Source organism: Amycolatopsis sp. WQ 127309 (genome assembly GCF_023023025.1).
Taxonomy (GTDB): Bacteria; Actinomycetota; Actinomycetes; order Mycobacteriales; family Pseudonocardiaceae; genus Amycolatopsis.
The window spans coordinates 3987174-4010058 of record NZ_CP095481.1 but is presented as its reverse complement, the minus strand read 5'-3'; the positions used below and the strand labels follow the sequence as shown (position 1 = coordinate 4010058).

Here is a 22885-nt window from a genome sequence, read left to right as displayed (position 1 = left end):
CTGGAGGCAACGGAAATGCGGGTCACCAACGGCGGTGTCAAGCGAATCCTGACCGCGCTCGTCGCGGCGGTCACACTCGGCGTCGCGGCTCCGGCGGTCGCCGAAGCGGCGCCGAGCAGCGGCTGGAACAACTGGTCGTGCCAGCCCTCCGCGCAGCACCCCCAGCCCGTCGTGCTCGTGCACGGCCTCGGTGCGAACGACACGGTCAACTGGTTCTTCCACGCGCCGAAGATCGCCGCGCAGGGTTACTGCGTCTACTCCCTGACCTACGGCACCGGCGTGCTCGGCCCGCTCGTCGGCGGCCTCGCGTCCATGCGGGACAGCGCCGCCGAGCTGGGCCGGTTCGTCGACCGCGTCCGGAGCACGACCGGCGCGGCGAAGGTCGACATCGTCGGGCACTCCGAGGGCAGCACGATGCCCGCGTACTACCTCAAGTTCGGCGGTGGTGCCGCGAAGGTCGCGCACTTCGTCGGCTTCGGCGCGAACTACCGCGGCACCACGCTCGGCGGCCTGGACGCGCTCGCGAAAGGGCTCCTCGCCACGGTTCCCGGTCTGCGGGGGATCCTGACGACGGCGTGCGGCTCGTGCACCGAGTACCTGGCACCCACGGCGTTCCTGGACGACCTCGCCCGCGGCGGCGTGCACGTTGCCGGGCCTACGTACACGAGCATCGTGAGCCGCTACGACGAGGTCGTCACGCCCTACACCAGCGGAATCCTCAACGAGCCGGGCGCGACGGACATCGTGTTGCAGGACTTCTGCCGCACCGACTTCTCCGGACACCTCGGCCAGGCCGTCGACCCGAACGTCACCGGCCTGATCCTGCACGCGCTGGACTCCCGCTACCAGCCGCGCTGCACGCCGTTCATCCTGCCGCTGTGACCCGACGTCAGACCGGGAGCGGGTTCTGGCCCATGAACCGCCGGCCGTTCGCCGCGGACTCCCGGACGGCCGCGAAACCGTAGTCCACCATCGCGGACTCGTACGCCGCCACGGCGTCGAGCAGCGGAGCCCCGGCCAGCGCGGACGCCAGCGCCGCACCGTCACGCAAGGCGGTGTTGGCGCCCGCGCCGGCCGCGGGGCTCATCGCGTGGATCGCGTCGCCGACGAGGGTCACCCGCGACGGTGACCACGGCTCGATCGGCACGCTCGTGCGGATCGGCTGCGGGAACGTCGCGGTGTCGTCCCAGTGCTCGACCATCGCGCGGGCCCGCGGCGCGAAGTCCTTCACCAGCCCCAAAGCCAGCTCCTGCAGCTCCGCCGGCGTCAACGCGGCCAGCTCGGCGTCGTTCAGCCCGACGACCTCACGACGCGCCCCGACCGCGCACGTCATGTACGGCTCGTGGTCCCGCAGCTCGAGCCCCGGCACGAGCCGCGCGGCCGCCTCGGCGACGGGCTCCGGGTAGTCGACCGGCGCGAACCCGACCATCGTCCGGTCGGGGGCGATGACCATCGAGAACACCGCGAACATCTCGGGGTCGAACAGCTTCCTCGTGTGCGCGGTGAGCGGAATCCGGCCGTACAGCTGGAGAAGCCCGGTGTCGACGACCTCGGCGTGCGGCAAGTACTGGCGCCGCACCGGAGAGTTGACGCCGTCCGCGCCGACCAGCAGGTCTCCGCGCGCGGAGGTGCCGTCGGCGAAGTGCGCGGTCACCCCGCCGGCGTCGGCCGTGTAGTGCGTGAACCGCTTGTCGTAGCGCACATCCAGGCCGTGCAGCAGGATCTGGCGCACGGTGAAGCGGTTGATGTTGAGGTGCGGCCCGGTTTCGTTGAGGACCAGCTCGTCGACGCGCCGCAGCCGCTCGTCGTAGATCTGCGTGGCGGGCAGCGCCCGGCCGGCCGTCGCCCGGAAGAGTTCGTGCAGCTCAGGGGCCAGGACTTCACGCAACGCCGAGTCGCCGACGTGGTCGATGTGCAGCCGGTACCCCTGCACGCGCGCGCCGGGCGCGGCGTCGCGTTCGTAGACCTGGCAGGCGATCCCGGCACGGCGCAGGCCCTGGGCGAGGCTCAGGCCACCCATCCCGGCACCGATGATGATGACAGACACACTTGTCCCTTCGTCGCTGGCGATGAAGGGACGCACGGGTAAGCGGGAAGGCATTGCCCGGACTAACCCATACCGGACCGTGCGTTCGCGCGTCCTCTGCGATCCACGTTAGCGCACGAGATCTCCGGCGCGCCACACCACTTTCGTGAGCGGAACTCCGGGGCGGTAGGCCAAATGTGTGACGGACGGCGCGTCGAGCACGTGGACGTCGGCCCGCGCGCCGGGCCGCAGCACGCCGACGTCGTCGCGGCGCAACGCCCGCGCGCCACCCGCCGTCGCGGCCCAGACGGCCTCTTCGACCGTCATGCGCATCTGCAGCACCGCCGTCGCCACGCAGAAGGCCATCGACGTCGTGTACGAGCTGCCCGGGTTGGCGTTGCTGGCCAGCGCGACGGTCGCGCCCGCGTCGAGCAGCCGTCGCGCCGGAGCGAGCGACTGCCGGGTCGACAGGTCGCAGGCGGGCAGCAGCGTCGCCACGGTTTCGGACGCGGCCAGCGCCTCGACGTCGGCGTCGCTCAAGTACGTGCAGTGGTCGACGCTCGCCGCGCCCAGCTCGACCGCCAGCCGGACGCCGGGGCCCTCCCCGAGCTGGTTGCCGTGCACCCGCAGGCCCAGCCCGCGTTCCGCGGCGGCCTTGAGGACGCGGGCCGACTGGGCTTCGTCGAAGGCGCCCGTCTCGCAGAAGACGTCCGCCCAGCGCACGCTTTCCGCGACGGCGTCGAGCATCTCGCCGCACACGAGGTCCACATAGGACTCAGCGTCGGCGCCCGGCGGGACCAGGTGCGCGCCGAGGAACGTCACCTCGTCGGCGACCTCCCCGGCGATCCGGGCGCTGCGTGCCTCGTCCGCGACGGTCAGTCCGTACCCGGTCTTGGTCTCCAGGCAGGTCGTCCCCTGCCGGGCCGCTTCGTCGACGTGCCGGCGCAGGTTCGCGGCCAGCTGCTCGTCGGACGCCTCCCGCGTCGCGCCGACGGTGATCGCGATTCCGCCCGCGGTGTACGGCTTTCCGGCCATCCGCGCCTCGAACTCGGCCGTGCGGTCGCCGGCGAAGACGAGGTGCGTGTGGCTGTCGACCCAGCCCGGCAGCACCGCGCGGCCCTCGACGTCGACGTGCTCGTCGGCGTCCGGCGCCTGCGCGCTCGGGCCCACCCAGGCCACCTTCGTGCCGTCGAGCACCAGGGCCGCGTCGGTGAGGCGACCCAGCTCGGGGTCGTTGGTCGTCAGCTCGCCGATCCCCGTGATCACGACAGCCACAGTGCCTCGATCTCCTTCGCCAGAACGGTTTCCGGTCGTTCGATCAGCTGGTGCGCCCCGTCGCGGACGACGTCGCGGCCCGCGACGACGACGTGCCGGACGTCGGCGCCGGACGCGGCGAACACCACGCCGGACGGCTCGATCCCGGCCGTCCGCACGGAGTCCAGCGCGACCGTCACGAAGTCCGCACCCGCGCCTTCTTCGAGGCGCCCGACCTCGGGCCAGCCGACGGTCTTGTGGTCAGTTCCCGCCGCCAAGAGTTCCTCGGCGGTGAACCGGCCGCGTTCCTCGGAAGCCAGCCGGTCGTCGAGCTCGAGCGCGCGGGTCTCCTCGAAGGCATCGACGACGGCGTTGCTGTCACTGCCGACGCTCAGCCGCACGCCCGCGTCCCGCAGCGCGCGGGCCGGGCCGATGCCGTCGCCGAGGTCGCGTTCGGTGGTCGGGCAGAAGCACGCCCCGGCACGGGCGGCGCCGAGCCGGTCGATGTCGGACGTCGTCAGGTGCGTGGCGTGCACGGCGACCAGGCGATCGGTCAGCACGCCGTGGTCGTCGAGGAGTTCCGTCGGCGTACGGCCGTAGGCGGCCAGGCACTGCTCGTTCTCGGCGCGCTGCTCGGAGAGGTGGATGTGGACCACGCGAGCACTGTCCACAAGCGACAATTGGTCGGCCGGAACCGCGCGCACGGAATGAATGGCCGCGCCGACGCGGAACAGGTCGTCCTCTTTCAGCTCCCCCACTCGCGTAGCCCAAGCCGAAGCCGAGCCGTCGGAGAACCGCTGCTGGACCTCGTCCGGCGCGACGCCGATGCCTCCGGCGAGGTAGCACGTGTCGAGCAGGGTCAGCCGGATCCCGGCGTCCCGCGCGGCTTCCCGCAGCGCCTCCCCCATGGCGTTCGGCGTCGCGTACGGCGTGCCACCGGGCGCGTGGTGCAGGTAGTGGAACTCGCCGACGCTCGTGTAGCCACCCAGGACCATCTCGGCGTAGACCCCGCGGGCCAGCCGGTGGTACGAGTCCGGATCGAGCCGCGACGCGAGCGTGTACATCCGCGCACGCCACGTCCAGAAGGTGCCGCGCTCGTGGTGCGTCCGCCCGCGCAGCGCCCGGTGGAACGCGTGCGAGTGCCCGTTCGCGAACCCGGGCAACGTGAGTCCATTCAGGACGGTCCCAGTGCGCGGCGAGTCCGGCGTCACCGAGGTGATCTCTTGCCCCGACACGTCGATCCGCACCCCGCGCGCGATCCCGCCGGGCAGCCAAGCCTGCTCGCACCAGTACGTCATCGCGTCAGCTGCTCCAGCGCGGTGGCCAGCGCCTGCGCGCCCGCCTCGACGTCGGCGGCCTCGGCGAACTCCTCCGGCGAGTGGCTGATGCCGGTCGGGTTGCGCACGTAGAGCATCCCGGCCGGGACGAACCCGGCGAGGATCGCCGCGTCGTGACCGGCGCCGGTCGGCAGCTCCGGCACGCCGCCCAGCCAGCCGCCGAGGTCCCGGCGCAGCGCGTCGTCGAACACGACGTCGCCGGAGTACGACTCGCGCGTCACCCGGACCTGGCAGCCCTCTTCCGCCGCCGCGGCCGACGCGGCGCGGCTGATCTCGGCGACCAGCCCCGGGGTGCCCTCGCCGGGCACCCGCGCGTCGAGCCACAGGTCCACTGTGGACGCGATGACGTTGGTGCCGCCGGGCGTCGGCACGAGCCGGCCGACGGTCGCGCGCGCGTCCGGCACGCCCGAAGCGAGCCGGCGGACGGCGGTGACCGTCGCGGCGGCGGGCAGCATCGGGTCCGCGCGGTCGGCCAGCAACGTTGCCCCGGCGTGGTTTCCCTGTCCCTCGAAGGAAAACCGCCACCGGCCGTGCGCGATCACGGTGCTGCCGACGGCCACCGGCGCGCCGAGGTCGATCAGCCCGCGTCCCTGCTCGACGTGCAGTTCGAGGAACCGCCCGATCCGGTCGAGCCGCTCTTCGTCCGGTCCCATCCGCGCCGGGTCGATCCCGGCCTTCTTGGCCGCCTCGGCGAACGTGACGCCGTCGGCGTCCCGCAAGCCACGTGCCTTGTCGGCGTCGATGGTGCCGGTGAGCAGCCGCGAGCCGAGGCACGGGACGCCGAACCGGCCGCCCTCCTCCTCGGTGAACACGACGACCGCGAGCGGCTTGCGCGGCCGGAACCCCTTGGCCCGCAGGGTTTCCACGGCGGAGAGGGCGCTCGCGACGCCGAGCGGGCCGTCGAACGCGCCGCCGCCGGGCACCGAGTCGAGGTGGCTGCCGGTGACGACGGCGTTGCGTCCCGGCGGCCCCCACCAGGCCCAGATGTTGCCGTTGCGGTCGGTCTCGACGTCCAGCTCGAGCCCGAGCGCGCGGTCGACGAACCACTCACGCAGGTCGTGCTCCGGCGCGTCGAAGGCGTGGCGGGAGTAACCGCCCCGCTTCGGGTCGCGCCCGACGTCGTCGATCTCTCCCAGCATCCCGGAAGCGGTCACGCATCCCCCTGCATCGGCACCCGCACGCCCCGCTCGTCGGCGACGTCGGCCGCGCGATCGTAACCGGCGTCGACGTGCCGGATGACGCCCATTCCCGGGTCGTTGGTGAGCACGCGCTCGAGCTTCTGCGCGGCCAGGGCCGTCCCGTCGGCCACGCTGACCTGGCCCGCGTGGATCGAGCGGCCCATGCCGACGCCGCCGCCGTGGTGGATCGACACCCAGCTGGCGCCGGACGACGTGTTGACCAGCGCGTTCAGCAACGGCCAGTCGGCGATCGCGTCGGAGCCGTCGGCCATGCCCTCGGTCTCGCGGTACGGCGAGGCGACGCTGCCGGAGTCGAGGTGGTCACGGCCGATGACGACCGGGGCCTTCAGCTCGCCGCTGGCGACCATCTCGTTGAACCGCAGGCCGGCCAGGTGCCGCTCGCCGTACCCGAGCCAGCAGATGCGCGCCGGCAGGCCCTGGAACGCCACGCGCTCGCCGGCCAGCTTGATCCAGCGGGCCAGGGATTCGTTCTCCGGGAACAGTTCCAGCATCGCGCGGTCGGTCGCCGCGATGTCCTCGGGGTCACCGGACAGGGCCGCCCAGCGGAACGGGCCGTTGCCCTCGCAGAACAGCGGGCGGATGTAGGCAGGCACGAAACCGGGGAAGTCGAACGCGCGCTCGCAGCCGCCGAGCTTCGCTTCCCCGCGCAGGGAGTTGCCGTAGTCGAAGACCTCCACGCCCTTGTCGAGGAAGCCCAGCATGGCCTCGACGTGCTCGGCCATCGACTCGCGCGCGCGGTCGGTGAACTCGTCGGGCTTCTTGGCCGCGTAGTCGTGCCAGTCGGCCACGTCGACGCCCTTGGGCAGGTACGACAGCGGGTCGTGCGCGGACGTCTGGTCGGTGACGATGTCCACCTCGACGCCGCGGCGCAGCAGCTCCGGCAGCACCTCGGCGGCGTTGCCGACGACACCCACCGACAGCGGCCGCTTCTCCCGCCTCGCTTTGGTGACACGGGAAATCGCGTCGTCGAGGTCGTCGGCGACCTCGTCCAGGTAGCGCGTCTCGACGCGGCGGTGCGCGCGCTGCGGGTCGCACTCGATGACCAGCGCGACGCCGTCGTTCATGGTCACGGCGAGGGGCTGCGCGCCACCCATGCCGCCGAGGCCGGCGGTCACGGTGAGCGTGCCCTTCAGGGACCCGCCGAACTTCTTCTTCGCGACGGCGGCGAACGTCTCGTAGGTGCCCTGGAGGATGCCCTGGGTGCCGATGTAGATCCACGAGCCGGCCGTCATCTGGCCGTACATCGTGAGGCCCTGCTGTTCGAGGCGGCGGAACTCGGGCCAGGTGGCCCAGTCGCCGACGAGGTTCGAGTTCGCGATGAGCACGCGCGGCGCCCACTCGTGCGTGCGGAACACGCCGACCGGCTTGCCGGACTGCACCAGGAGCGTCTCGTCGACGTCCAAAGTGGTCAGTTCGCGGGTGATCGCGTCGAAGCTGGCCCAGTTGCGGGCGGCCTTGCCGGTGCCGCCGTAGACGACCAGGTCCTCGGGCCGCTCGGCGACGTCGGGGTCGAGGTTGTTGTGGAACATCCGCAGCGCGGCTTCGGTCTGCCACGACTTCGCGGTCAGCTGGGTGCCGCGGGCGGCACGGACGACACGGGACATGCTCAGACCTCCAGACGAGCGGCGTCGAGGACGGCGCCGGAGCGGACGAGTTCTTCGGCGGCCGCGATCTCGGGCGCCAGGTGCCGGTCGGGGCCGGGGCCCTCGACCTTGGTGCGGAGCAGGTCCCGGACGCGGCCGGTGACCGGCGACGGCTCGAGCGGCGCCCGGAAGTCGAGCGCCCGGGCGGCCGTCAGCAGCTCGATGGCGAGCACGGTCGTCAGGCCGTCGACGGCCTTGCGCAGCTTCCGCGCGGCCGACCAGCCCATGGAGACGTGGTCCTCCTGCATGGCACTGCTCGGGATCGAGTCGACCGACGCCGGGACGGCGAGCCGCTTGAGCTCGCTGACGATCGCGGCCTGCGTGTACTGGGCGATCATGTGCCCGGAGTCGACGCCGGGGTCGTACGCGAGGAACGGCGGCAGGCCGTGCGAGCGGGCCTTGTCGAGCATCCGGTCGGTGCGGCGCTCGGCGATGCTGGCCAGGTCGGCGATGGGGATGGCGAGGAAGTCCAGCACGTACGCGACGGGCGCGCCGTGGAAGTTGCCGTTGGACTCGACGCGGCCGTCGGCCAGCACGACGGGATTGTCCACAGCGGACGCCAGCTCCCGCTCGGCGACGAGCTCGGCGTGCGTGAGGCTGTCGCGCGCGGCGCCGTGGACCTGCGGGGCGCAGCGCAGCGAATAGGCGTCCTGGACGCGGTTGCAGTCCGGGCCGCGGTGGCTCTCGACGATCTTGGAGCCCTGCAGCGCCGTCCACATCCGCGCGGCGGATTTCGCCTGGCCGGGGTGCGGGCGCAGCGACTGCAGTTCGGCGGCGAACGCGCGGTCGGTGCCCAGCAGCGCCTCGACGCTCATCGCGGCGGTGAGGTCGGCGATGTCGAAGAGCCGGTGCAGGTCGGCGGCGGCGAGCAGGAGCATGCCGAGCATGCCGTCGGTGCCGTTGGTGAGGGCCAGGCCCTCCTTCTCGGCGAGCACGACCGGCTCGATCCCGGCGTGCTTGAGCGCTTCGCCGGCCGGCACGACCGCACCGCGGTACTCGACGTCACCCTCCCCCATCAGCGCCAGCGCGACGGCGGCCAAGGGCGCGAGGTCGCCGGAGCAGCCGAGGGAACCGTACTCGTGGACGATCGGCGTGATCCCGGCGTTGAGCAGGGCCGCAAGCGTTTGCGCGGTGCCCGGGCGGACGCCGGTGTAACCGCTGGCGAGGGTCCGCAGCCGCAGCAGCATCAGCCCGCGGACGACCTCGGTCTCGACGGCCGGCCCGGCGCCGGCGGCGTGCGAGCGGATCAGGCTGCGCTGCAGCGCGGTCCGGCTCTCGACGGGGATGTGGCGGGTGGCCAGCGCGCCGAAGCCGGTAGAGACGCCGTAGGTGGGCGTGACGGCGTGGGCGAGGCCCTCGATGTGCTGGCGGGTCGCGGCGAGGTTCTTCTCGGCCGCGTCCGTGAGCCCGACCGGCGCGTGGCCGCGGACGACGTCGACGACCTGGGCGGCGGTCATGGGTTCCGCACCCAGGAGCACTTTTTCCGGCATGGGCCCATTGGACAGCGTCTTTCCCGCTGGTGGGATGCCCCACGGAGTGGTTCCGTCTGGGATCCCAGACATCAGAGTTACGCTGGTCCCGAACGGGGAGGTGAGCGGTGGGCGAGAGCAGCGAGGTCCCGGCGCTGCGGCGCGGGCTGGCGGTGCTGCGGCTGCTGGCGACGCGCCCCGGCCCGGTCACGGCGTCGGCGATCGCCCGCGAGGCCGGCCTCCCCCGCTCGACGACCTACCACCTGCTCAACGAGCTGGAGACCGCCGGTTTTGTCGTGCACCTGCCCGCGGAACGCCGCTACGGCCTGGGCATCGCGGCGTTCGAGCTGGGCTCGGCGTACCTGCGCCACGACCCCCTGGAACGGCTGGCCGGGCCGTTGCTGCGCAAGCTCGTCGACCGCGCCGGGCACACCGCGCACCTCGGCGTCCTGCACGGCAACGAGTCGCTGTACCTGATCAAGGAGCGCCCGGCCCGGCCGGAGACGCTGGTGACGGAGGTCGGCGTCCGCCTGCCGGCCCAGCTGACGGCGTCCGGCCGCGCGATCCTCCGGCACCTGCCCGCCCCGCACGTCCGCGCACTGTTCCCGTCGGCCTCGACGTTCGTCCGCCGCACCGGCCGCGGCCCGGCCACCCTGGCCGACCTGCGCCGCACGCTCACCGCGGAACGCCGCCTGGGCTGGTCGATCGAAGACGGCCACGTCACGGCGGGTTTCGCCTCGGTGGCCAGCCCGGTCTTCGACCACGGCGCCCGCCCCCTGGCCGCGATCAGCGTGACGTTGCGCCACCACTGCACGACAGAGCCGTGCGAAGAGACGTGGCCGGAACTGGCGGCGGAGGTAGCGGCAACAGCAGCCGAACTGACCACCCGCATCGGCGGCCACCCGGGCTGACCTCCACCCGGCGGCGTCCCGGCTGGTGCGATCGGGGCAACTGTCACCGAACGCCTCGATTCCGCTCCGCTCGGTGATTACCGTGGTTGCGCAAGAGGACACCGGTCGTGGGGGCACGAGGGGAACCGGCGATGGACGACGGCGTGGCATCGTGGCAGCCGGGGCACCGATGGTGACCCGGGTGGGCTTCGGCGCGGTCCTGGCCGTCGCCGAGTTCCGGGCGATGTGGGCCGCCGAGCTGCTGTCCATCTGCGGCGACCAGCTCGCCCGCGTCGCACTCGCCGTCCTGGTGTTCCAGCGGACCGACTCGGCCGCGCTGACCGGCCTGACCTACGCGCTCACCTACGTCCCGTCGCTGCTCGGTGGCGTGCTGCTGGCCGGCGCGGGCGACCGGTGGCCGCGCCGGGACGTGATGATCGCGTCCGACCTGGCCCGGGCCGCGCTGGTCGCCGTCATCGCGATCCCCGGCGTCCCGCTGTGGGTGCTGTGCGTGCTGGTCGCGGTGATGACCGCGCTCGGCGGGCCGTTCAAGGCGGCGCAGCAGGCGCTGCTGCCCTCGGTCCTCGAAGGCGAGCGCTACCTCGTCGGGATGGCCCTGCGAAACGTGACGATCCAGGGCGCCCAGCTGGCCGGGTTCGCCGGCGGCGGGCTGCTGATCGCGGCCCTCGCCCCGACGGCCGCCCTGGCCCTGGACGCCGTGACCTTCCTGCTGTCGGCCGCGCTGCTGGCGTCCGGCGTGCGACGACGGCCGGCTGATCTGGCGCGATCCGGCGTTGCGGACGCTGGTCGCGCTCAACTGGCTGGCCGGCTTCTACATCGTCCCGGAGGCGCTGGCCGCGCCGTACGCGGCGGGTATCGGCGCGGGCGCGACGCTGGTCGGGCTGATCATGGCTGCGGACCCGGCGGGCAGCGTGCTCGGCGGGTTCGTCTTCGGCAAGTGGATCCCGGAAGCGACGCAGGTACGCGTGCTCGGCTGGCTGGGCGTCGCGGCCGGGCTGCCGCTGATCGTGTTCGTCGTCCGGCCGGGGCTCGTGCCGGCGGTGGTGCTGCTGGCCGCGTCCGGGCTACTGGCGACCGGCTACAACATCCAGGGCACGGTCTCGTTCATGCGGCGGGTGCCGGACGAGCACCGCGCGCAGTGCGCCGGCGTGAACTCCGCGGGCCTGATCACCGTGCAAGGGATGGGCGCGGCGGCCGCCGGTGTGCTGGCCGACGTGCTGAGCCCGGCGCACACCATCGCGGTGGCCGGCGCGGCGGGGGCCGCCGTGGCCGTGCCGATCGCGCGAGCGTGGCGCCGGGTCAGACTGCTGGACCCGAAGGGAGAGCGATGACATCAGTTGTCGCGACCGCACATGGCGCGCCTCCTTTCGCCGGCTCGACCCGTGCCGCCTGCGTCACCGGGCGGACACCATGAGTATGCGGAACGGCGATGGAGCATCGCGCGTTGTACCACGCTTTCGTGACGTCTTCGTCTCGCCACGGCGCTGGGCGCTGTGGCGGCAAGGCCCGCGCGTGGTCACGTACTGCCTGGTCAGCGAGGTGCTGGCGGTGGTGCTGACGCTGAAGCCGTCGCCCATCGAAGTCGATCGCCGGACGCTGGCGATCCTCGGGGTCCTGCTGGCGCTCGGCGTCCTGCAGTCGGAGACGGGCCGCCGGGTCGAGCGCATCCGCCGCCGCGTCTCGGGCACGCCGCACATCAACATGACGTCGGTCTGGACGTTCGCCGGAGTGCTGCTGTTGCCGCCGCTGCTGCTCGCGGTGCTGGTCGGCGGCTTGTACCTGCACCTGGCGCTGCGCAGCTGGTACCGCCTGCAGCGCGTCCCGGCCTCCCGGACGATCAGCAACGCGGCGATCATCCTGCTGTCCTGCTACGCGGCCCAGGGTGTGCTCCGCCTGGCCGGCCTCGACGACGTCCGCTCGGCGATGAGCCACCCGTGGCCGGGCACCTTCGCGGTAGCAGGAGCCGGCGCGACGTTCTTCGTGGTCAACGCGCTGCTGGTGCTGCCCGCGCGCCGGGAGATCGGCCGGACCTCGGAGGCGCTGTTCGGCACGTGGGCCGACAACGGCCTGGAGGTGGCCACGCTGTGCCTGGGCGCGTTGAACGCGGTGGCGATCGCGATGCTGCCGGGCCTGGTGGTCCTGGTCCTGCCCCCGCTGCTGTTGCTGCACCGCACCGTCCTGGTGAGACAGCTGGAGGTGGCGGCCCACCGGGACGACAAGACGGGCCTGTACAACACGAGCGGCTGGCACGCCCAGGCCGAGCGCACGCTGGCCGGCGCGGCCCGCCAGCGTGGCACGTTCGGGCTGTTGATGCTGGACCTGGACCATTTCAAGCAGGTCAACGACACATACGGCCACCTGGCCGGTGACGCGGTGCTCAAAGCGGTGGCCGAGGCGATCATCGCGGCGGTCCGCGGCCGCGGCGACGCGGTGGGCCGCTTCGGCGGCGAGGAGTTCGTCGTGCTGCTGCCCGGGATAGCCCACCCGGACATCAGCGCGGTGGCCGAGCGAATCCGCCGCGCGATCAGCGCACTGACAGTCCCGGTGGGCAAGCTGCGGGTCACGGGCCTGTCGGTATCGATAGGCATAGCCGCGTACCCCACAGCGGGAACGGCGTTACAACGACTACTGGACGCCGCGGACACCGCTCTCTACCACGCGAAAGCCACGGGCAGGAACAAGGTGGTCCACGTAGCGGACCTGGTCTAGCGGGAAATTATGAGGCGCGGACGAATCGACGCCGCCCGGAAGAGGCATCAAGCCCCAACATGGCGAGCAGTTCGGCACACTCGGTGACGTCCGAGGAGTGCCCGGCAACGGTGATGACGGCTTTGTCGTTCTGCTCGGCAAGCCGTTCGGCTTCTTCAGCCCGGATAACACCCATCCGGCTGTCTTCGTCGTTGGCGGTGGAGCTGCCATTGGATCGGGCCCAGGTCATCTGGCACCTACTTCCGGCACGGGCATCCCCGGCCGAGACTCGACCGGAACCCACGACCATTCGTCGACCCACAGCATGACACCCCGAGTGAAATCACCCACAAGGAGGTCCCCCACAGCACCCACAGTGAACGCTCCAACACGACAACCTGAGCCCCGGTACACCCACAAGAACGGCCCCCCACACCCCCACCAGAACCAGCCGCAAACACCCACACACCCAGCGCAACCACCACACGCCCAGCACGCCAGAAAGCACAACGAGCAGCCAAGTCGACGAGACAAGACCGGCCGCCCAACACAACCGGCCGGGACACCCGCAAACCCAGCGAGGCCAGGCCGACGCTCCAAGACCCCTACCGCAGCCGACGGGTGCCCCAAGACCGCCAACGCGGCCGAACCGACGACATGTTCGAGACGACTACGAAGCCGAGGCGTCGGCCTAGCCGGCCAACCAGATCAGCCTCGACCTGCGGGTATTCATCTATCGACTGCCAACGGGCGTTCCAAGAATCCCAGCAGCTAAACAGATGTCCCAGACCTCCCAGCGAAGCCAGACGGGAGCACCAAGACTCCCAGCGAGACCAGACGGGAGCACCAAGACACCCAGCGAAACCAGACGGGAGATCCAAGACGCCCAGCACAGCCAGACGGAACGTCCAAGACTCCCGAGACCACCAGACAGCGCACCAACACACCCGACTGAGCCGCGGCGGCAGGGGCAAGGGGCGGAGCCCCTTGGCGGGGGTCTGGGGGTCCGACCCCCAGAGACAATGGACGAAACCGAAGAGAAGGCCCAAGCTCCGAAGGAGCGAGAGCCTTCTCGAAGGTGGAGCTTCTCCGGCGTTATTCGAACCGCCCTGACCTCCTGGGACCGCTGGTCAGCGTCTTGCGGCGGGTCATGGAACCCGCCGAAGACGGTCACGAGAAGGTCACGACGATCGAGGGCAGGACAGCCTCACCTGGCTACGTCCGCACCGCCTTGACCGACAACCAAGTCGGCGAGGTCGTCGCCGCCTACAGGTCTGGTGAGACAGCCAAGGAGCTTGCGAGGCGCTACGACGTGCACGTCAACACGATCAAGCGAGCACTACGGAGGCGCGGAGTGCGGAAGCTCGCACTTCACACCAGGGACTCGGACACGTTGGACTGAACCATACGATCGGCCGTATCGGCCACTTCCTAGTCTCACTAGTCTTACAGAGACAAGCACCGCGCCGGCAGCAACGGCGCGGTGCTTTACCCTTTCAGGCCCCTACAGGTTCTTCTGAAGCCAGTCGGTAGCTTCAGCGGACAGTCCGAAACTTGCCCACCCGTCACCCGTCACGTTCATAACGAGCACCTCGTCGTTCGCATCTACGAGACGCTTGATCTCATCCCGCAACTGAGCTGTGGACTTGGAAGTCCTGACCATCCACGTGGAGTCCAGGCAGTGCCACCAGGTGCCTTCAGCCTTGAGAAACTTGATCAGCTCCTCGTAGTTCTGGCCCGGGCGATTCAGGTCATAGGCCACCAACAGCGTATTCACTTGAGTTCTCCAGTCTGCCGAGACCGCGACTACTTGCGGTCTTTCGGCGGGTTCGGGTCGTTGCCCGGCGCGATCGTGTCGGAGTCCCGGATCTTCCCGTTGGCGCCGTGGATGCGGAGCTCGCCACCTCCAGCGTTGTGGACGACCTGTCGGCCGCGGTCGATCGCGTCAGCCTGGGTACCGTGGTGGCTGCTCGCTCGCGAGGCACCTGGCGCCTTCACGTCCCAGCCCCCGCGCTGCTTGTTCGGGACAACGTCCCGATCGTTCTCGCCCGTCAAGCTACACTCCTTATGCAGGTCCAAGCCACGCATGTTGACTCAGACAAACTGTCTGGGCATCTGCCCGTTGGCGATCAACCTACCTCGGGTCACACTGTCCGCGCAAGCCAGTACGGCGCGCCACTCCGCCAGACCTAGAGTTTGCAGGACAAACATGCCAGTATGTGCTACACAAGAAGGGAGGCAAGGCATGGAATGGTCAGAAGCCCAGACGAACGAGTTTTACTCCGTCGTGGGCAACAAGATTAAAGAGATCCGAACCCGCGCAAAGGTTACGCAAACCGATCTCGCGAAGGCGCTCGGGCTCACGAGATCGTCAGTCGCCAATATCGAAGCAGGGCGTCAGCGTCTCCAACTTCACGGGCTTGTACAGGCGGCAACCGTCTTAAGGGTGCCAATCGACCACCTTGTTTATACGCCTGACTTCGACCAGAACAGCCTTGTCGCGATCGCTGACATCGACAAGCAACCCGCCACGACCGCGGACTTCCTTAGCGCGGTCGTCCGACGCGCTGGAAGTGCATAACAGAGATGTATAGGCGCCCGCGTGCAGTTGTAGAAGCTGAGCGGTTTCTTGAGCAATATGGAACGACATCACCCCCCGTTCCCGTAGAGGAGATTGCCGCCTGGCTGGGAATCCAAGTCGTGCGTGCACCCTCCAGCGGCTCCGAGTCAGCCTTCCTTGTAAGAGACGGAAGGAGGACGATCATTGGAGTCAACAGTCGTCAAACTCGCCGAAGGCAACGGTTTTCAATCGCGCATGAACTTGGGCATTGGCAGTTACACGACGGTCGCCCGCTGATTGTGGATCACACGATCAGGATTAACAAGCGGGATGACCTCTCCAGCGCCGCGACTGACATCGAGGAGATTGAGGCAAACTCCTTCGCAGCCGGCCTACTCATGCCTAAGAACTGGGTCCAAGCGTCAGCAGACCGCGAACAACTGCTCGGCGTTGTTGATCGCGACCAATTGACCCTAAGTCTTGCAAAAGAGTTTGATGTGAGCACCGAAGCCATACGCTTCAGGTTGATCAACCTGGGTATCTTTAGCGGCTAAGCTTTAAGGTCTCTCATATGAGCACCCGCCAGGTAACCTAGCTATCTACCAGGGACCATCACTCGCGGATGGCAGCCTTCCTGGTAGGCAGCACCAACTTAGACGCAAGGAAATTACATGGGTAGTTTTCTGATAGGGCTAATGTTGCAGTAGCCTCGGCGCTTGTTGCGTTGGTAGCACTCTGGCGCCTGTCACCAGGCCCACGTGCCTGCCGTGTGAGTAGTTGAAGCAGCTCGCCATACAATACCGACCGATCAGCCGCGCCACGTGATAATCGAGCGCAGCTGAGTTACGAGCACGACAAGGTGTCATGCACGGGAAGATCAGAGCGAGCGAAGGCGGGGACCATGACGAGAGATCCGAAGCTTGACGTAAACGTCAAGCAGTGGCAAGTGCCCGACAGCGTGATCAGCTTAATTCCGCATTCACGACTGATGAGCGACAACATTCTCTTGTTGCCAACGAAAGTGGAAGCTAATAACGTAGCCCTATATCTCGACCAAGACGCAGGGTTTGTCAAGTCTGTCCGCGCAGAGGGCGTCAACCTCTCAATGGCGACAGATAAAGACAAAAACCGGTACCTGAGCGAATACAGCGCAGGTGAAGTAATCGCTCAAATCCTACTTGGCGTAGTTGGCAACCTTTCTACCGACTACCTCAAGATGACCGTGATTGCCACGCGCGTGCGCATAGTATCAGTATTGGCGGGCTTTCCCCTAAACCGCAGCAAGGACAGAGTTCGGATCTCAATCGCCGAACTGAAAGTAACCGAGACAACCCGAGAAGCAAGTGGCGTCACACTAGAAATACCAGTCGGATATTTCACCGAAGGTGATGATACCGTTGCTAATATTCTCGCGCAAGCACTGGGCAAACCAGGCCAGTCGGTTGGGTCAAACCAGGTGATTGACGATCAAGGGGAAACAGCATGAGATTCTCTGCAAGAATACTAACCACCGGCGTGCCATTCCCACCCGCCGGTGGCGAGCTAAGGCGTTTGTTTCTAGCCCAAGAGGGGAGTCTCGCACTCAAAAGGGCCCGAAGACTCTACGGACAGTCGCTTCGAGTGATCACCACGCGTGCACCTCGGGGCCTTCTTAGTCTTCCCTCCAGGTACATTGAATTCGCCTCGTCAGGCGGCGATATTCAAACAAGAACAGATCGACTGCAAACTAGCTACCAGCGTTTTCGAGATACAGTCTCTGTCGAGGATAGCGATCGAGATTTGGCGGAACAACTCGCACGACAAGCCTTAGAAGTGTCCGTTAATGCAGTCAATCTCCTCGAAGATGATTCCCTCTGTCGCGTCGCACATGATCTGCTTCATGAGATTGGGGCGTATGTCGGCGGAATGTTCGGGTGCCAACTTGAGGCTGACGAGGAAGGCGCATATTGGGATAAATGCACAGTGAGCCTTGCACATCGCCGCTTCGGCTTCTCGGTTGGAATGAGTCACGACGTTCTATGCTCCATATGCCATGAGGACATTGACGAATGCGAGCATTTACTCGGCAGAACCTATACAGTTATAGCCGCAAAAAACGCCGAGAACAAATGTACTGCTTGCGGAAGCACTGAATGCCTGCACGAACCAGGCAGTGCCGTGGCCACTTACGCGCAACCGGTTCTATCTGAACCCACACTAAGAGAGGTGACGATCACGCCACGTCCCAGGGATCCGCTCGCACGTCTTGAAGCAGTCGAGATCGCAACTGACCTCCTTATAGAAAAGCTGGGTCGGAATCCCAAGGGGAAGGTTCTTCAGTGCATGAAGTGCCTAGAACCCTGTAGCGGTTTCACCGAAGCATCATTGGATGATGTCGAGTGAACAGCGGCAGCGGAGCCCTGAGAAGCAATTTTCAGGCTAAAACTCCTCATCGACCCGGCACCGCAGCCGGCTTGCCCCACTCCGGTTTCCATGAAGCTTTCTCGCAGCGTATATCAGTCGGCTTAGAGTAGCCGGTGTCAATGCGGAACGAGGTGTAGAAGCAGTACGTTTGCCCTGGCCACAGTGCACTTACGCGAAAATGCACTTTTGCAGGCTGAGCATCATCACGCGTTGCGAAGTGGTACCAATTCCAGCATTGTCCAGGAGCAGCGGCCGGCTGCCGGTGATCGATGTAGTCATCCCCGCTCTCATTCGTGCCATACACTCCCTCTATCGCGATGGCAGCTTGCGTTAGCGGGGTCGGATTAACCCAGCTGACCGTTAAGTCAACCCTTCCCGCCAGCTCTTGACTCGACGTAAAGGCGGAGCCCGCGACGGGCGGCGCCGCAAGTTGAGACTGATGTATGAGTAGTTCGTGAGCCTCGTCAAAGAGGCGAGGGCATTCGACAAGCGCGACATTTTGCTCGCCAGTCGAAGGTTCGTCCTTCAAGACCGTGAGCACGGCAACAACCGATAATGTAACGCATATCAGTACGATCAAGACCTTGTTAGTCAGCTTGGCCGGCTTCGCGAGCCAGTTGATAAAGCCGCCGAGGATAAACCCTAAGATCACAATAATGAGGTCAAGCCTGGTGGCGCCGGTCATCACGCGAGTATGCCACACGACAATCACTACTGGGTAGAAGCTAAGACCGCCGGGAGCCGTAGCACCCGGCGGGTGCGCTCAGCCTTCCCGATCCTTGCCCTTCGCGATCGCCAACCGTGCAAGTGCAACGGCGCACGTAAGGAGCAATACCCAGAAAGAAATGATCAGGAAAACCAGACTCTCATCAACCGGTTTGTCGGCCAGCTTGAGTGCCATCACCAGGCAACCAGCCGAAACGAAAATCGCAAGTAACACGGGCCAGTCTCGTAAACGCACGACGTTCTCCTCTACCGGAGAAACCTAGGCCGTAGGCATCGGGTTCACCCTGTCACAGGAGAACGGCTTGCATTCATATGATTATCTTTACATACTTTTTGACATAGAGTCAATAACTTAAAGGCTGGAGAAGTCGGTTTTGGCGGACTCAAACCCATGTTGCCCAGGCACCACAACGAAGGTGCGAGCAAGCAGTGCGCGAACGCCACGCTGACGACGTATAGCGCGAGCCAGACACGTCCAACCAATCATTCAATCGCCGTTTCCGCACGTCAGAGCAGTAATCACCAACCCCCTCGCCGTCTCTGTTGACGGACGCACCACCCTGCGTCACGATGGACGAGCAGTTTTCTCGAACTTCGAGCTAGGAGGCCCTGTGCGCGCCGAGTTTCTTGGCAAAGACCCCGAGTCCACCGAGGGTGCATCCCCCACGCTGTTCGCCACCGACCGGACTGACCGGGTGACCTACATCGCCCAGGGCTGGAAGGTGACCGACCCGCAGGTGCTCGCGGATGTCGGCCCCGTGCCCGACCACGAGACCCTGATCGAGATTCCCGAAGAGGTCCTGAAGTTCTACGCTCGCCGCTACGCGCAGGAGAAGGGATCGGACAACTGACCTTCATCGAGCCGGGCCCGGAGTTCGCCAAGCTCTTCGAGACCTTCGAGCACACGGCCTACCGGCTGGAGACGCGCGATCAGTACAACATCCCTCGTGAGGCTGAGCCGCTCCGGAAGTTCCTCACCGGAGAGCCGGACGTGTCGTACCACGAGAGCTGGTCGAACATGGTTCGTCAAGCAACGGCCGAAGGGCGCCAGTTCTCCCGTGTGCGGGTGGTGAGCTTCCCGCTTACCGACTACACCCGCTTCGCCATGTGGGTCGCCGGCTACACCCGCGAAGCGGGTGACGACATCCGCTACATCACCCGCGAGCAGGCAGCCAGCCTGCCGGATTACGACTACTGGCTGTTCGACTCCCGCAAGCTGCTCAAGATGCGCTTCACCGACGACGACCAGTTCCTCGGCGGGGAGGTCATCGAAGACCCTGCCGAGATCGTCCAGCACAACTACTGGCGTGATGCCGCTCAGCACCACGCCATCGACCGAGATGAGTTTGTCGCCAAGCATGAGCAACGGGACGACCGGCGTTGACGAAGCACGCAACGCGCTGGGCAAACGACTCCGCGAGCTTCGGATAGCCGCCAAGCTATCCGGTAAAGAGCTCGCGGAGTCTTTGTCATGGGTAGGCTCCAAAATCTCGAAGATCGAGAACGGCAAGCAGTCGCCGACCGATGACGACATCAGGGACTGGACGAGAGCCACAAAATCAGAAGATCAGACTTCAAGCCTTCTCGCCGCTCTCCATAACCTTGAGCTTCAACACGCCGAGTGGCAGCGAGTACTTAAGGCAGGCATGAAGTCCCACCAGCTCACGCTGTCGCAGCTGGACGAAAGGACCAAGTTCTACCGCGGATTCGAGAACACGGTCATTCCCGGACTTACCCAGACGCCCGAGTATGCCCGTGCTCGCTTCGCTCAGGTTGTCATGGTGCACAGGGTGCCTAACGACATTAACGAAGCGGTGAAGGTGCGGATGCAGCGCCAGGAGATGCTGTATCGGCCCGAAAAGCGCTTCCACTTCGTCATCACTGAAGCCGCACTGCGCTACCGGCTGGTCTCGCGGGACATCATGATTGGCCAGCTTGACCGGCTGATGGCCATGACCTCGATGCGTAACGTCAAGCTCGGGATCATCGACTTCAAGACCCAGTACGTCACCGATCCCCGACACGGCTTCTGGGTCTACGACGACCACCTTGTGCAGTTCGAGTCGTACTCGGCGGAGATCAACCTTCGCCAGCCGCAGGAGATCGAGCTGTACTCGGGCATCTTCGAGCACTTGGCAGCCGTCGCCAGCTACGGCAGCGAGGCACGGGCGATCATCAGCCGCGTCATGCACGAACTGGCCGGCGAGGCCGAAGACGCTGGCTCCTAATTTCCGCAGGTCGGACCAGGCAAATTTTTCGAGAAAAACCGAGCAAATTTCTGGCGGCACTGTATCGGCCTGCTTACTCTCCAGAAGCGTCCACCCCGCTGACCTCGGAGAAGAGCCGCCTGATGATCCCGGTACCCCTGCTGACCAAGGACCAAATCACCCGCCTGCCTGAGCGTGCCCGAGAGGTGGTCGAGTACCGCAAGAGCGGTCTGAGCTTGAACCACATCCAGGGCTGTTCGCTCGGGTGTGCCTACTGCATCCGGCACACGTACGGGTTGTGGGACGAGAACCAACCCGTTGCCCTCATGTCCGACGCCCAGGCCGTCGAAGAGCTGGTCAACCACCGCTACTTCCAGCCGCACGTCACGCCGATCCAGGTGTTCAACCGGGCTACCGAGCCCTTCTTGCCGAAGGTGCGGCCACACACCTTCACTGTGCTCGAGGAGCTGGACGCCCGCGAGCTGACCAACCACGTCCTCGTCATCACCCGGCACCAGCTCAAGCCGTACGACATCGACCGGCTGAACCAGCTCCGGCACCTCAAGGTGACGCTGCTGTTCACGTACTCCGGGATCGACAATCAGAAGATCGAGCCGTATCCGTCGCACGTGGCGGCCGACTCGCTGAAGCTCATGAGCGCGCCGTTCCTCAGAAAGTACCGGACAGTCCTCTACTGGCGTCCGCTCGTTCCGGGTCTGAACGACACGGACGAGCACCTGGCCGCTGCCCACGAGTTGAGCAAGCACGCCGACGCCACCGTCTTTACCGGCTTGTTCTACCGGGGCGAGATTGCCGACTACTACAAGGCCAACGGCATCCCCGAGCCTTACGAGGACACCGCCAGGCGGAAGATCGTGCCCGAGACGCTTGAACAGCGCGTGCTTGACACCTTCTCGAACTCGACTGCCCTGTTCCGCAAGACATCCTGTGCCGTCTCGTACGCGCACAACCTGCCGGACTACAACGGCCACTACGGCATCCGGGAACTCTGCGACATCTGCCCGCTGAGTCAGCTTGAACTCTGCGCCAACGCTCACCAGGTGCCGACCGCTGAAGACGTACACCAAGTGGCCCGCGTGTTGCCCGAAGCCGACAAGATTCAGGTCGTAGACATCAGCGAACGGGCGGCCATCGTGCGCGGCCTGGACGTCGAGCAGCCTCGGTATTTCCTTCAGCACGCGCTCGGCTTCCAGGTGCACGACCAACGCCACCCGCACCACGCGAACCGTCATGGACGCGCGGACATCGGATGGAAGGAAGCGACAGCATGACTCACTGGACTTCTCTGAACTACGTCGTCGTGGACGTCGAGGGCAACGGCCAACAGCCGCCCGACCTCGTGGAACTGGCCGCGGTGCCGATCGTGGACGGGGTCATCGGAGAGCCGAAGAGCTGGCTGGTCAAGCCGGACCTGCCGATCACACATTTCGCCAAGAGGATTCACGGAATCACCAACGAGCAGGTGGCCGACTCCCCAGTGTTCGCCTACATCGAAGCGGACGTACTGAAGGCGTTGGACGCCTCGGCACTCATCGCGCACAACGCACACGTCGATGTCGGCGTTCTTCAGCGCAAGCTCGGTGACTGGGAGTGCCCCGAGGTGTTCGACACGCTCAAGCTCGCCCGGCGCCTGCTGCCCGGAAGGAAGACGTACAAGCTCGGATCGCTCGTCGAGGAGTTCGAGCTTGATCACGGCCTCGACGGTGAAGACCGGCCGCACCGCGCTACGTACGACGCCATCGTGACAGCACGGCTGTTCGTTCATCTCGCAGGCCGGCGGAGCCTCGAAGAACTCAGGGATCAGCCGACAGGGGGTGATCGTGATGACGAACCAGCTCTTTTCTAGCTCGAACCGCATCGGCTTCGGCTCCATGCAGCTCACCGGCCCTGGCCATTGGGCCGCACCGGATAACCCGGAACAGGCCATGCAGGTACTCCGGGATGCGGTCGACGCGGGCGTGACGCACATCGACACCGCCGACGCCTACGGCCCGTTCACTGCGGAGAAGTACATCCGCAAGGCGTTGCATCCCTACCCCGAGGGCTTGGTCATCGCCACCAAGGGCGGTCTCACCCGCCAAGGTCCCGACCGGTGGGCACCGTGCGGGCGGCCGGAGTACCTGCGCCAGTGCGTTGAGATGAGTCTCAGGCGGCTTCAGGTCGAACGGATCGACCTGTACTACCTCCACCGCATCGACCCCACCGTTCCCTTGGAAGACCAGCTCGGCGTGCTGCGGGATATGCAGACTGAAGGAAAGATCCACCACATCGGATTGTCCAAGGTGGACCTTGGCCAGATCCGCAAGGCCAGCGAACTGGTCGACGTCACGGCGGTGCAGAACAAGCACAACGTGTCGAACCGGGTGTTCGAAGAGGTTCTTCACTACTGCGAAAACGCCAGCATCGTCTTTGTGCCGTACGCCCCGCTGGCATCAGGTCGG

Annotated in this window: 24 protein-coding genes and 2 pseudogenes; 15 read left to right on the top strand and 11 right to left on the bottom strand. The window is 66.6% G+C overall.

Translation table 11 applies throughout. The features are described 5' to 3' along the window. Positions 1-15: 15 nt before the first annotated feature. Positions 16-882, top strand: coding sequence for a lipase family protein (locus tag MUY22_RS18910; RefSeq protein ID WP_247061325.1), 867 nt, complete (start codon positions 16-18; stop codon positions 880-882). A 7-nt stretch (positions 883-889) separates the two neighbouring features. On the opposite strand, the gene MUY22_RS18905 is transcribed toward MUY22_RS18910, so the two are convergent. The 6 genes from MUY22_RS18905 to hutH form a co-directional block, all read right to left on the bottom strand. Further along, positions 890-2047 carry an NAD(P)/FAD-dependent oxidoreductase gene (locus MUY22_RS18905; RefSeq protein ID WP_247061324.1) on the bottom strand — a complete coding sequence of 386 codons (1158 nt, stop codon included), beginning with the start codon at positions 2045-2047 and terminating at the stop codon, positions 890-892. 108 nt (positions 2048-2155) lie between these two features. Continuing rightward, positions 2156-3301 carry an imidazolonepropionase gene (gene hutI, locus MUY22_RS18900; RefSeq protein ID WP_247061323.1) on the bottom strand — a complete coding sequence of 382 codons (1146 nt, stop codon included), beginning with the start codon at positions 3299-3301 and terminating at the stop codon, positions 2156-2158. After that, entirely contained in the window at positions 3289-4578 is a 1290-nt protein-coding gene (locus MUY22_RS18895) for a formimidoylglutamate deiminase (RefSeq protein ID WP_247061322.1), read from the bottom strand. The genes hutI and MUY22_RS18895 overlap by 13 nt, the downstream gene beginning before the upstream one ends. Beyond that, entirely contained in the window at positions 4575-5771 is a 1197-nt protein-coding gene (locus MUY22_RS18890; RefSeq protein ID WP_247061321.1) for an allantoate amidohydrolase, read from the bottom strand. Before MUY22_RS18890 ends, MUY22_RS18895 begins: the two co-directional genes overlap by 4 nt. Further along, positions 5768-7420: a urocanate hydratase gene (hutU, locus tag MUY22_RS18885; protein WP_247061320.1), complete on the bottom strand. Its 1653-nt coding sequence runs from the start codon at positions 7418-7420 to the stop codon at positions 5768-5770. The genes MUY22_RS18890 and hutU overlap by 4 nt, the downstream gene beginning before the upstream one ends. 2 nt (positions 7421-7422) lie before the next feature. Then, positions 7423-8949, bottom strand: a complete 1527-nt coding sequence (gene hutH, locus MUY22_RS18880) for a histidine ammonia-lyase (RefSeq protein ID WP_247061319.1) — start codon at positions 8947-8949, stop codon at positions 7423-7425. 107 nt (positions 8950-9056) lie between these two features. On the opposite strand from hutH, the gene MUY22_RS18875 reads away from it, so the two are divergent. From MUY22_RS18875 to MUY22_RS18865, 3 genes and pseudogenes are all read left to right on the top strand, one after another. Further along, positions 9057-9839 (top strand): IclR family transcriptional regulator, encoded by a 783-nt coding sequence (locus MUY22_RS18875; protein ID WP_247061317.1) that lies wholly within the window; start codon positions 9057-9059, stop codon positions 9837-9839. A 169-nt stretch (positions 9840-10008) separates the two neighbouring features. Next, positions 10009-11170 (top strand): annotated as a pseudogene (locus tag MUY22_RS18870) (MFS transporter). Between the two features lie 85 nt (positions 11171-11255). Continuing rightward, positions 11256-12548 carry a diguanylate cyclase gene (locus MUY22_RS18865; RefSeq protein WP_247063992.1) on the top strand — a complete coding sequence of 431 codons (1293 nt, stop codon included), beginning with the start codon at positions 11256-11258 and terminating at the stop codon, positions 12546-12548. Positions 12549-12555: 7 nt separating this feature from the next. Here the strand turns inward: MUY22_RS18865 and MUY22_RS18860 are convergent, their stop codons facing one another. Then, positions 12556-12777 carry a hypothetical protein gene (locus tag MUY22_RS18860; RefSeq protein WP_247061315.1) on the bottom strand — a complete coding sequence of 74 codons (222 nt, stop codon included), beginning with the start codon at positions 12775-12777 and terminating at the stop codon, positions 12556-12558. A 900-nt stretch (positions 12778-13677) separates the two neighbouring features. Between MUY22_RS18860 and MUY22_RS18855 the strand changes: the two genes are divergently transcribed. Continuing rightward, positions 13678-13929 carry a resolvase gene (locus MUY22_RS18855; protein ID WP_247061314.1) on the top strand — a complete coding sequence of 84 codons (252 nt, stop codon included), beginning with the start codon at positions 13678-13680 and terminating at the stop codon, positions 13927-13929. A 102-nt stretch (positions 13930-14031) separates the two neighbouring features. Here the strand turns inward: MUY22_RS18855 and MUY22_RS18850 are convergent, their stop codons facing one another. Together MUY22_RS18850 and MUY22_RS18845 are read right to left on the bottom strand one after the other, a co-directional pair. After that, the gene (locus tag MUY22_RS18850; protein ID WP_247061313.1) at positions 14032-14304 is read right to left on the bottom strand and encodes a hypothetical protein; all 273 of its coding nucleotides are present in this window, start codon (positions 14302-14304) and stop codon (positions 14032-14034) included. A gap of 29 nt (positions 14305-14333) precedes the next feature. Beyond that, a complete protein-coding gene (locus MUY22_RS18845; protein ID WP_247061312.1) occupies positions 14334-14582 on the bottom strand; it encodes a DUF2188 domain-containing protein in 249 nt (82 codons plus the stop codon). Positions 14583-14772: 190 nt separating this feature from the next. Between MUY22_RS18845 and MUY22_RS18840 the strand changes: the two genes are divergently transcribed. The 4 genes from MUY22_RS18840 (at position 14773) to MUY22_RS18825 (ending at position 17469) form a co-directional block, all read left to right on the top strand. After that, the gene (locus MUY22_RS18840; protein ID WP_247061311.1) at positions 14773-15108 is read left to right on the top strand and encodes a helix-turn-helix transcriptional regulator; all 336 of its coding nucleotides are present in this window, start codon (positions 14773-14775) and stop codon (positions 15106-15108) included. A gap of 5 nt (positions 15109-15113) precedes the next feature. Then, complete coding sequence (locus tag MUY22_RS18835; protein WP_247061310.1) at positions 15114-15641, top strand: ImmA/IrrE family metallo-endopeptidase; 528 nt, start codon at positions 15114-15116, stop codon at positions 15639-15641. 392 nt (positions 15642-16033) lie between these two features. Continuing rightward, complete coding sequence (locus MUY22_RS18830) at positions 16034-16573, top strand: hypothetical protein (protein WP_247061309.1); 540 nt, start codon at positions 16034-16036, stop codon at positions 16571-16573. Between the two features lie 134 nt (positions 16574-16707). Continuing rightward, entirely contained in the window at positions 16708-17469 is a 762-nt protein-coding gene (locus tag MUY22_RS18825) for a hypothetical protein (RefSeq protein WP_247061308.1), read from the top strand. Between the two features lie 46 nt (positions 17470-17515). Here MUY22_RS18825 and MUY22_RS18820 read toward each other — a convergent pair whose 3' ends face one another. Both MUY22_RS18820 and MUY22_RS18815 read right to left on the bottom strand, forming a co-directional pair. Further along, positions 17516-18175: a hypothetical protein gene (locus MUY22_RS18820; protein WP_247061307.1), complete on the bottom strand. Its 660-nt coding sequence runs from the start codon at positions 18173-18175 to the stop codon at positions 17516-17518. A gap of 78 nt (positions 18176-18253) precedes the next feature. Continuing rightward, positions 18254-18451 (bottom strand): hypothetical protein, encoded by a 198-nt coding sequence (locus MUY22_RS18815; protein WP_247061305.1) that lies wholly within the window; start codon positions 18449-18451, stop codon positions 18254-18256. Between the two features lie 376 nt (positions 18452-18827). On the opposite strand from MUY22_RS18815, the gene MUY22_RS18810 reads away from it, so the two are divergent. The 6 genes and pseudogenes from MUY22_RS18810 to MUY22_RS49755 all read left to right on the top strand — a co-directional run. Next, complete coding sequence (locus tag MUY22_RS18810) at positions 18828-19067, top strand: hypothetical protein (protein ID WP_247061303.1); 240 nt, start codon at positions 18828-18830, stop codon at positions 19065-19067. Further along, the gene (locus tag MUY22_RS18805) at positions 19055-19600 is read left to right on the top strand and encodes a DUF6879 family protein (RefSeq protein WP_371827678.1); all 546 of its coding nucleotides are present in this window, start codon (positions 19055-19057) and stop codon (positions 19598-19600) included. The genes MUY22_RS18810 and MUY22_RS18805 overlap by 13 nt, the downstream gene beginning before the upstream one ends. Further along, positions 19575-20444: a helix-turn-helix transcriptional regulator gene (locus tag MUY22_RS18800; RefSeq protein ID WP_247061299.1), complete on the top strand. Its 870-nt coding sequence runs from the start codon at positions 19575-19577 to the stop codon at positions 20442-20444. The genes MUY22_RS18805 and MUY22_RS18800 overlap by 26 nt, the downstream gene beginning before the upstream one ends. 122 nt (positions 20445-20566) lie before the next feature. Next, a complete protein-coding gene (locus MUY22_RS18795; RefSeq protein WP_247061297.1) occupies positions 20567-21715 on the top strand; it encodes a radical SAM protein in 1149 nt (382 codons plus the stop codon). Beyond that, positions 21712-22290, top strand: coding sequence for an exonuclease domain-containing protein (locus tag MUY22_RS18790; RefSeq protein ID WP_247061295.1), 579 nt, complete (start codon positions 21712-21714; stop codon positions 22288-22290). The genes MUY22_RS18795 and MUY22_RS18790 overlap by 4 nt, the downstream gene beginning before the upstream one ends. Beyond that, positions 22268-22834 (top strand): annotated as a pseudogene (locus MUY22_RS49755) (aldo/keto reductase); the annotation flags it as partial. The gene MUY22_RS18790 and the pseudogene MUY22_RS49755, both read left to right, overlap by 23 nt. Positions 22835-22885 lie beyond the last annotated feature (51 nt).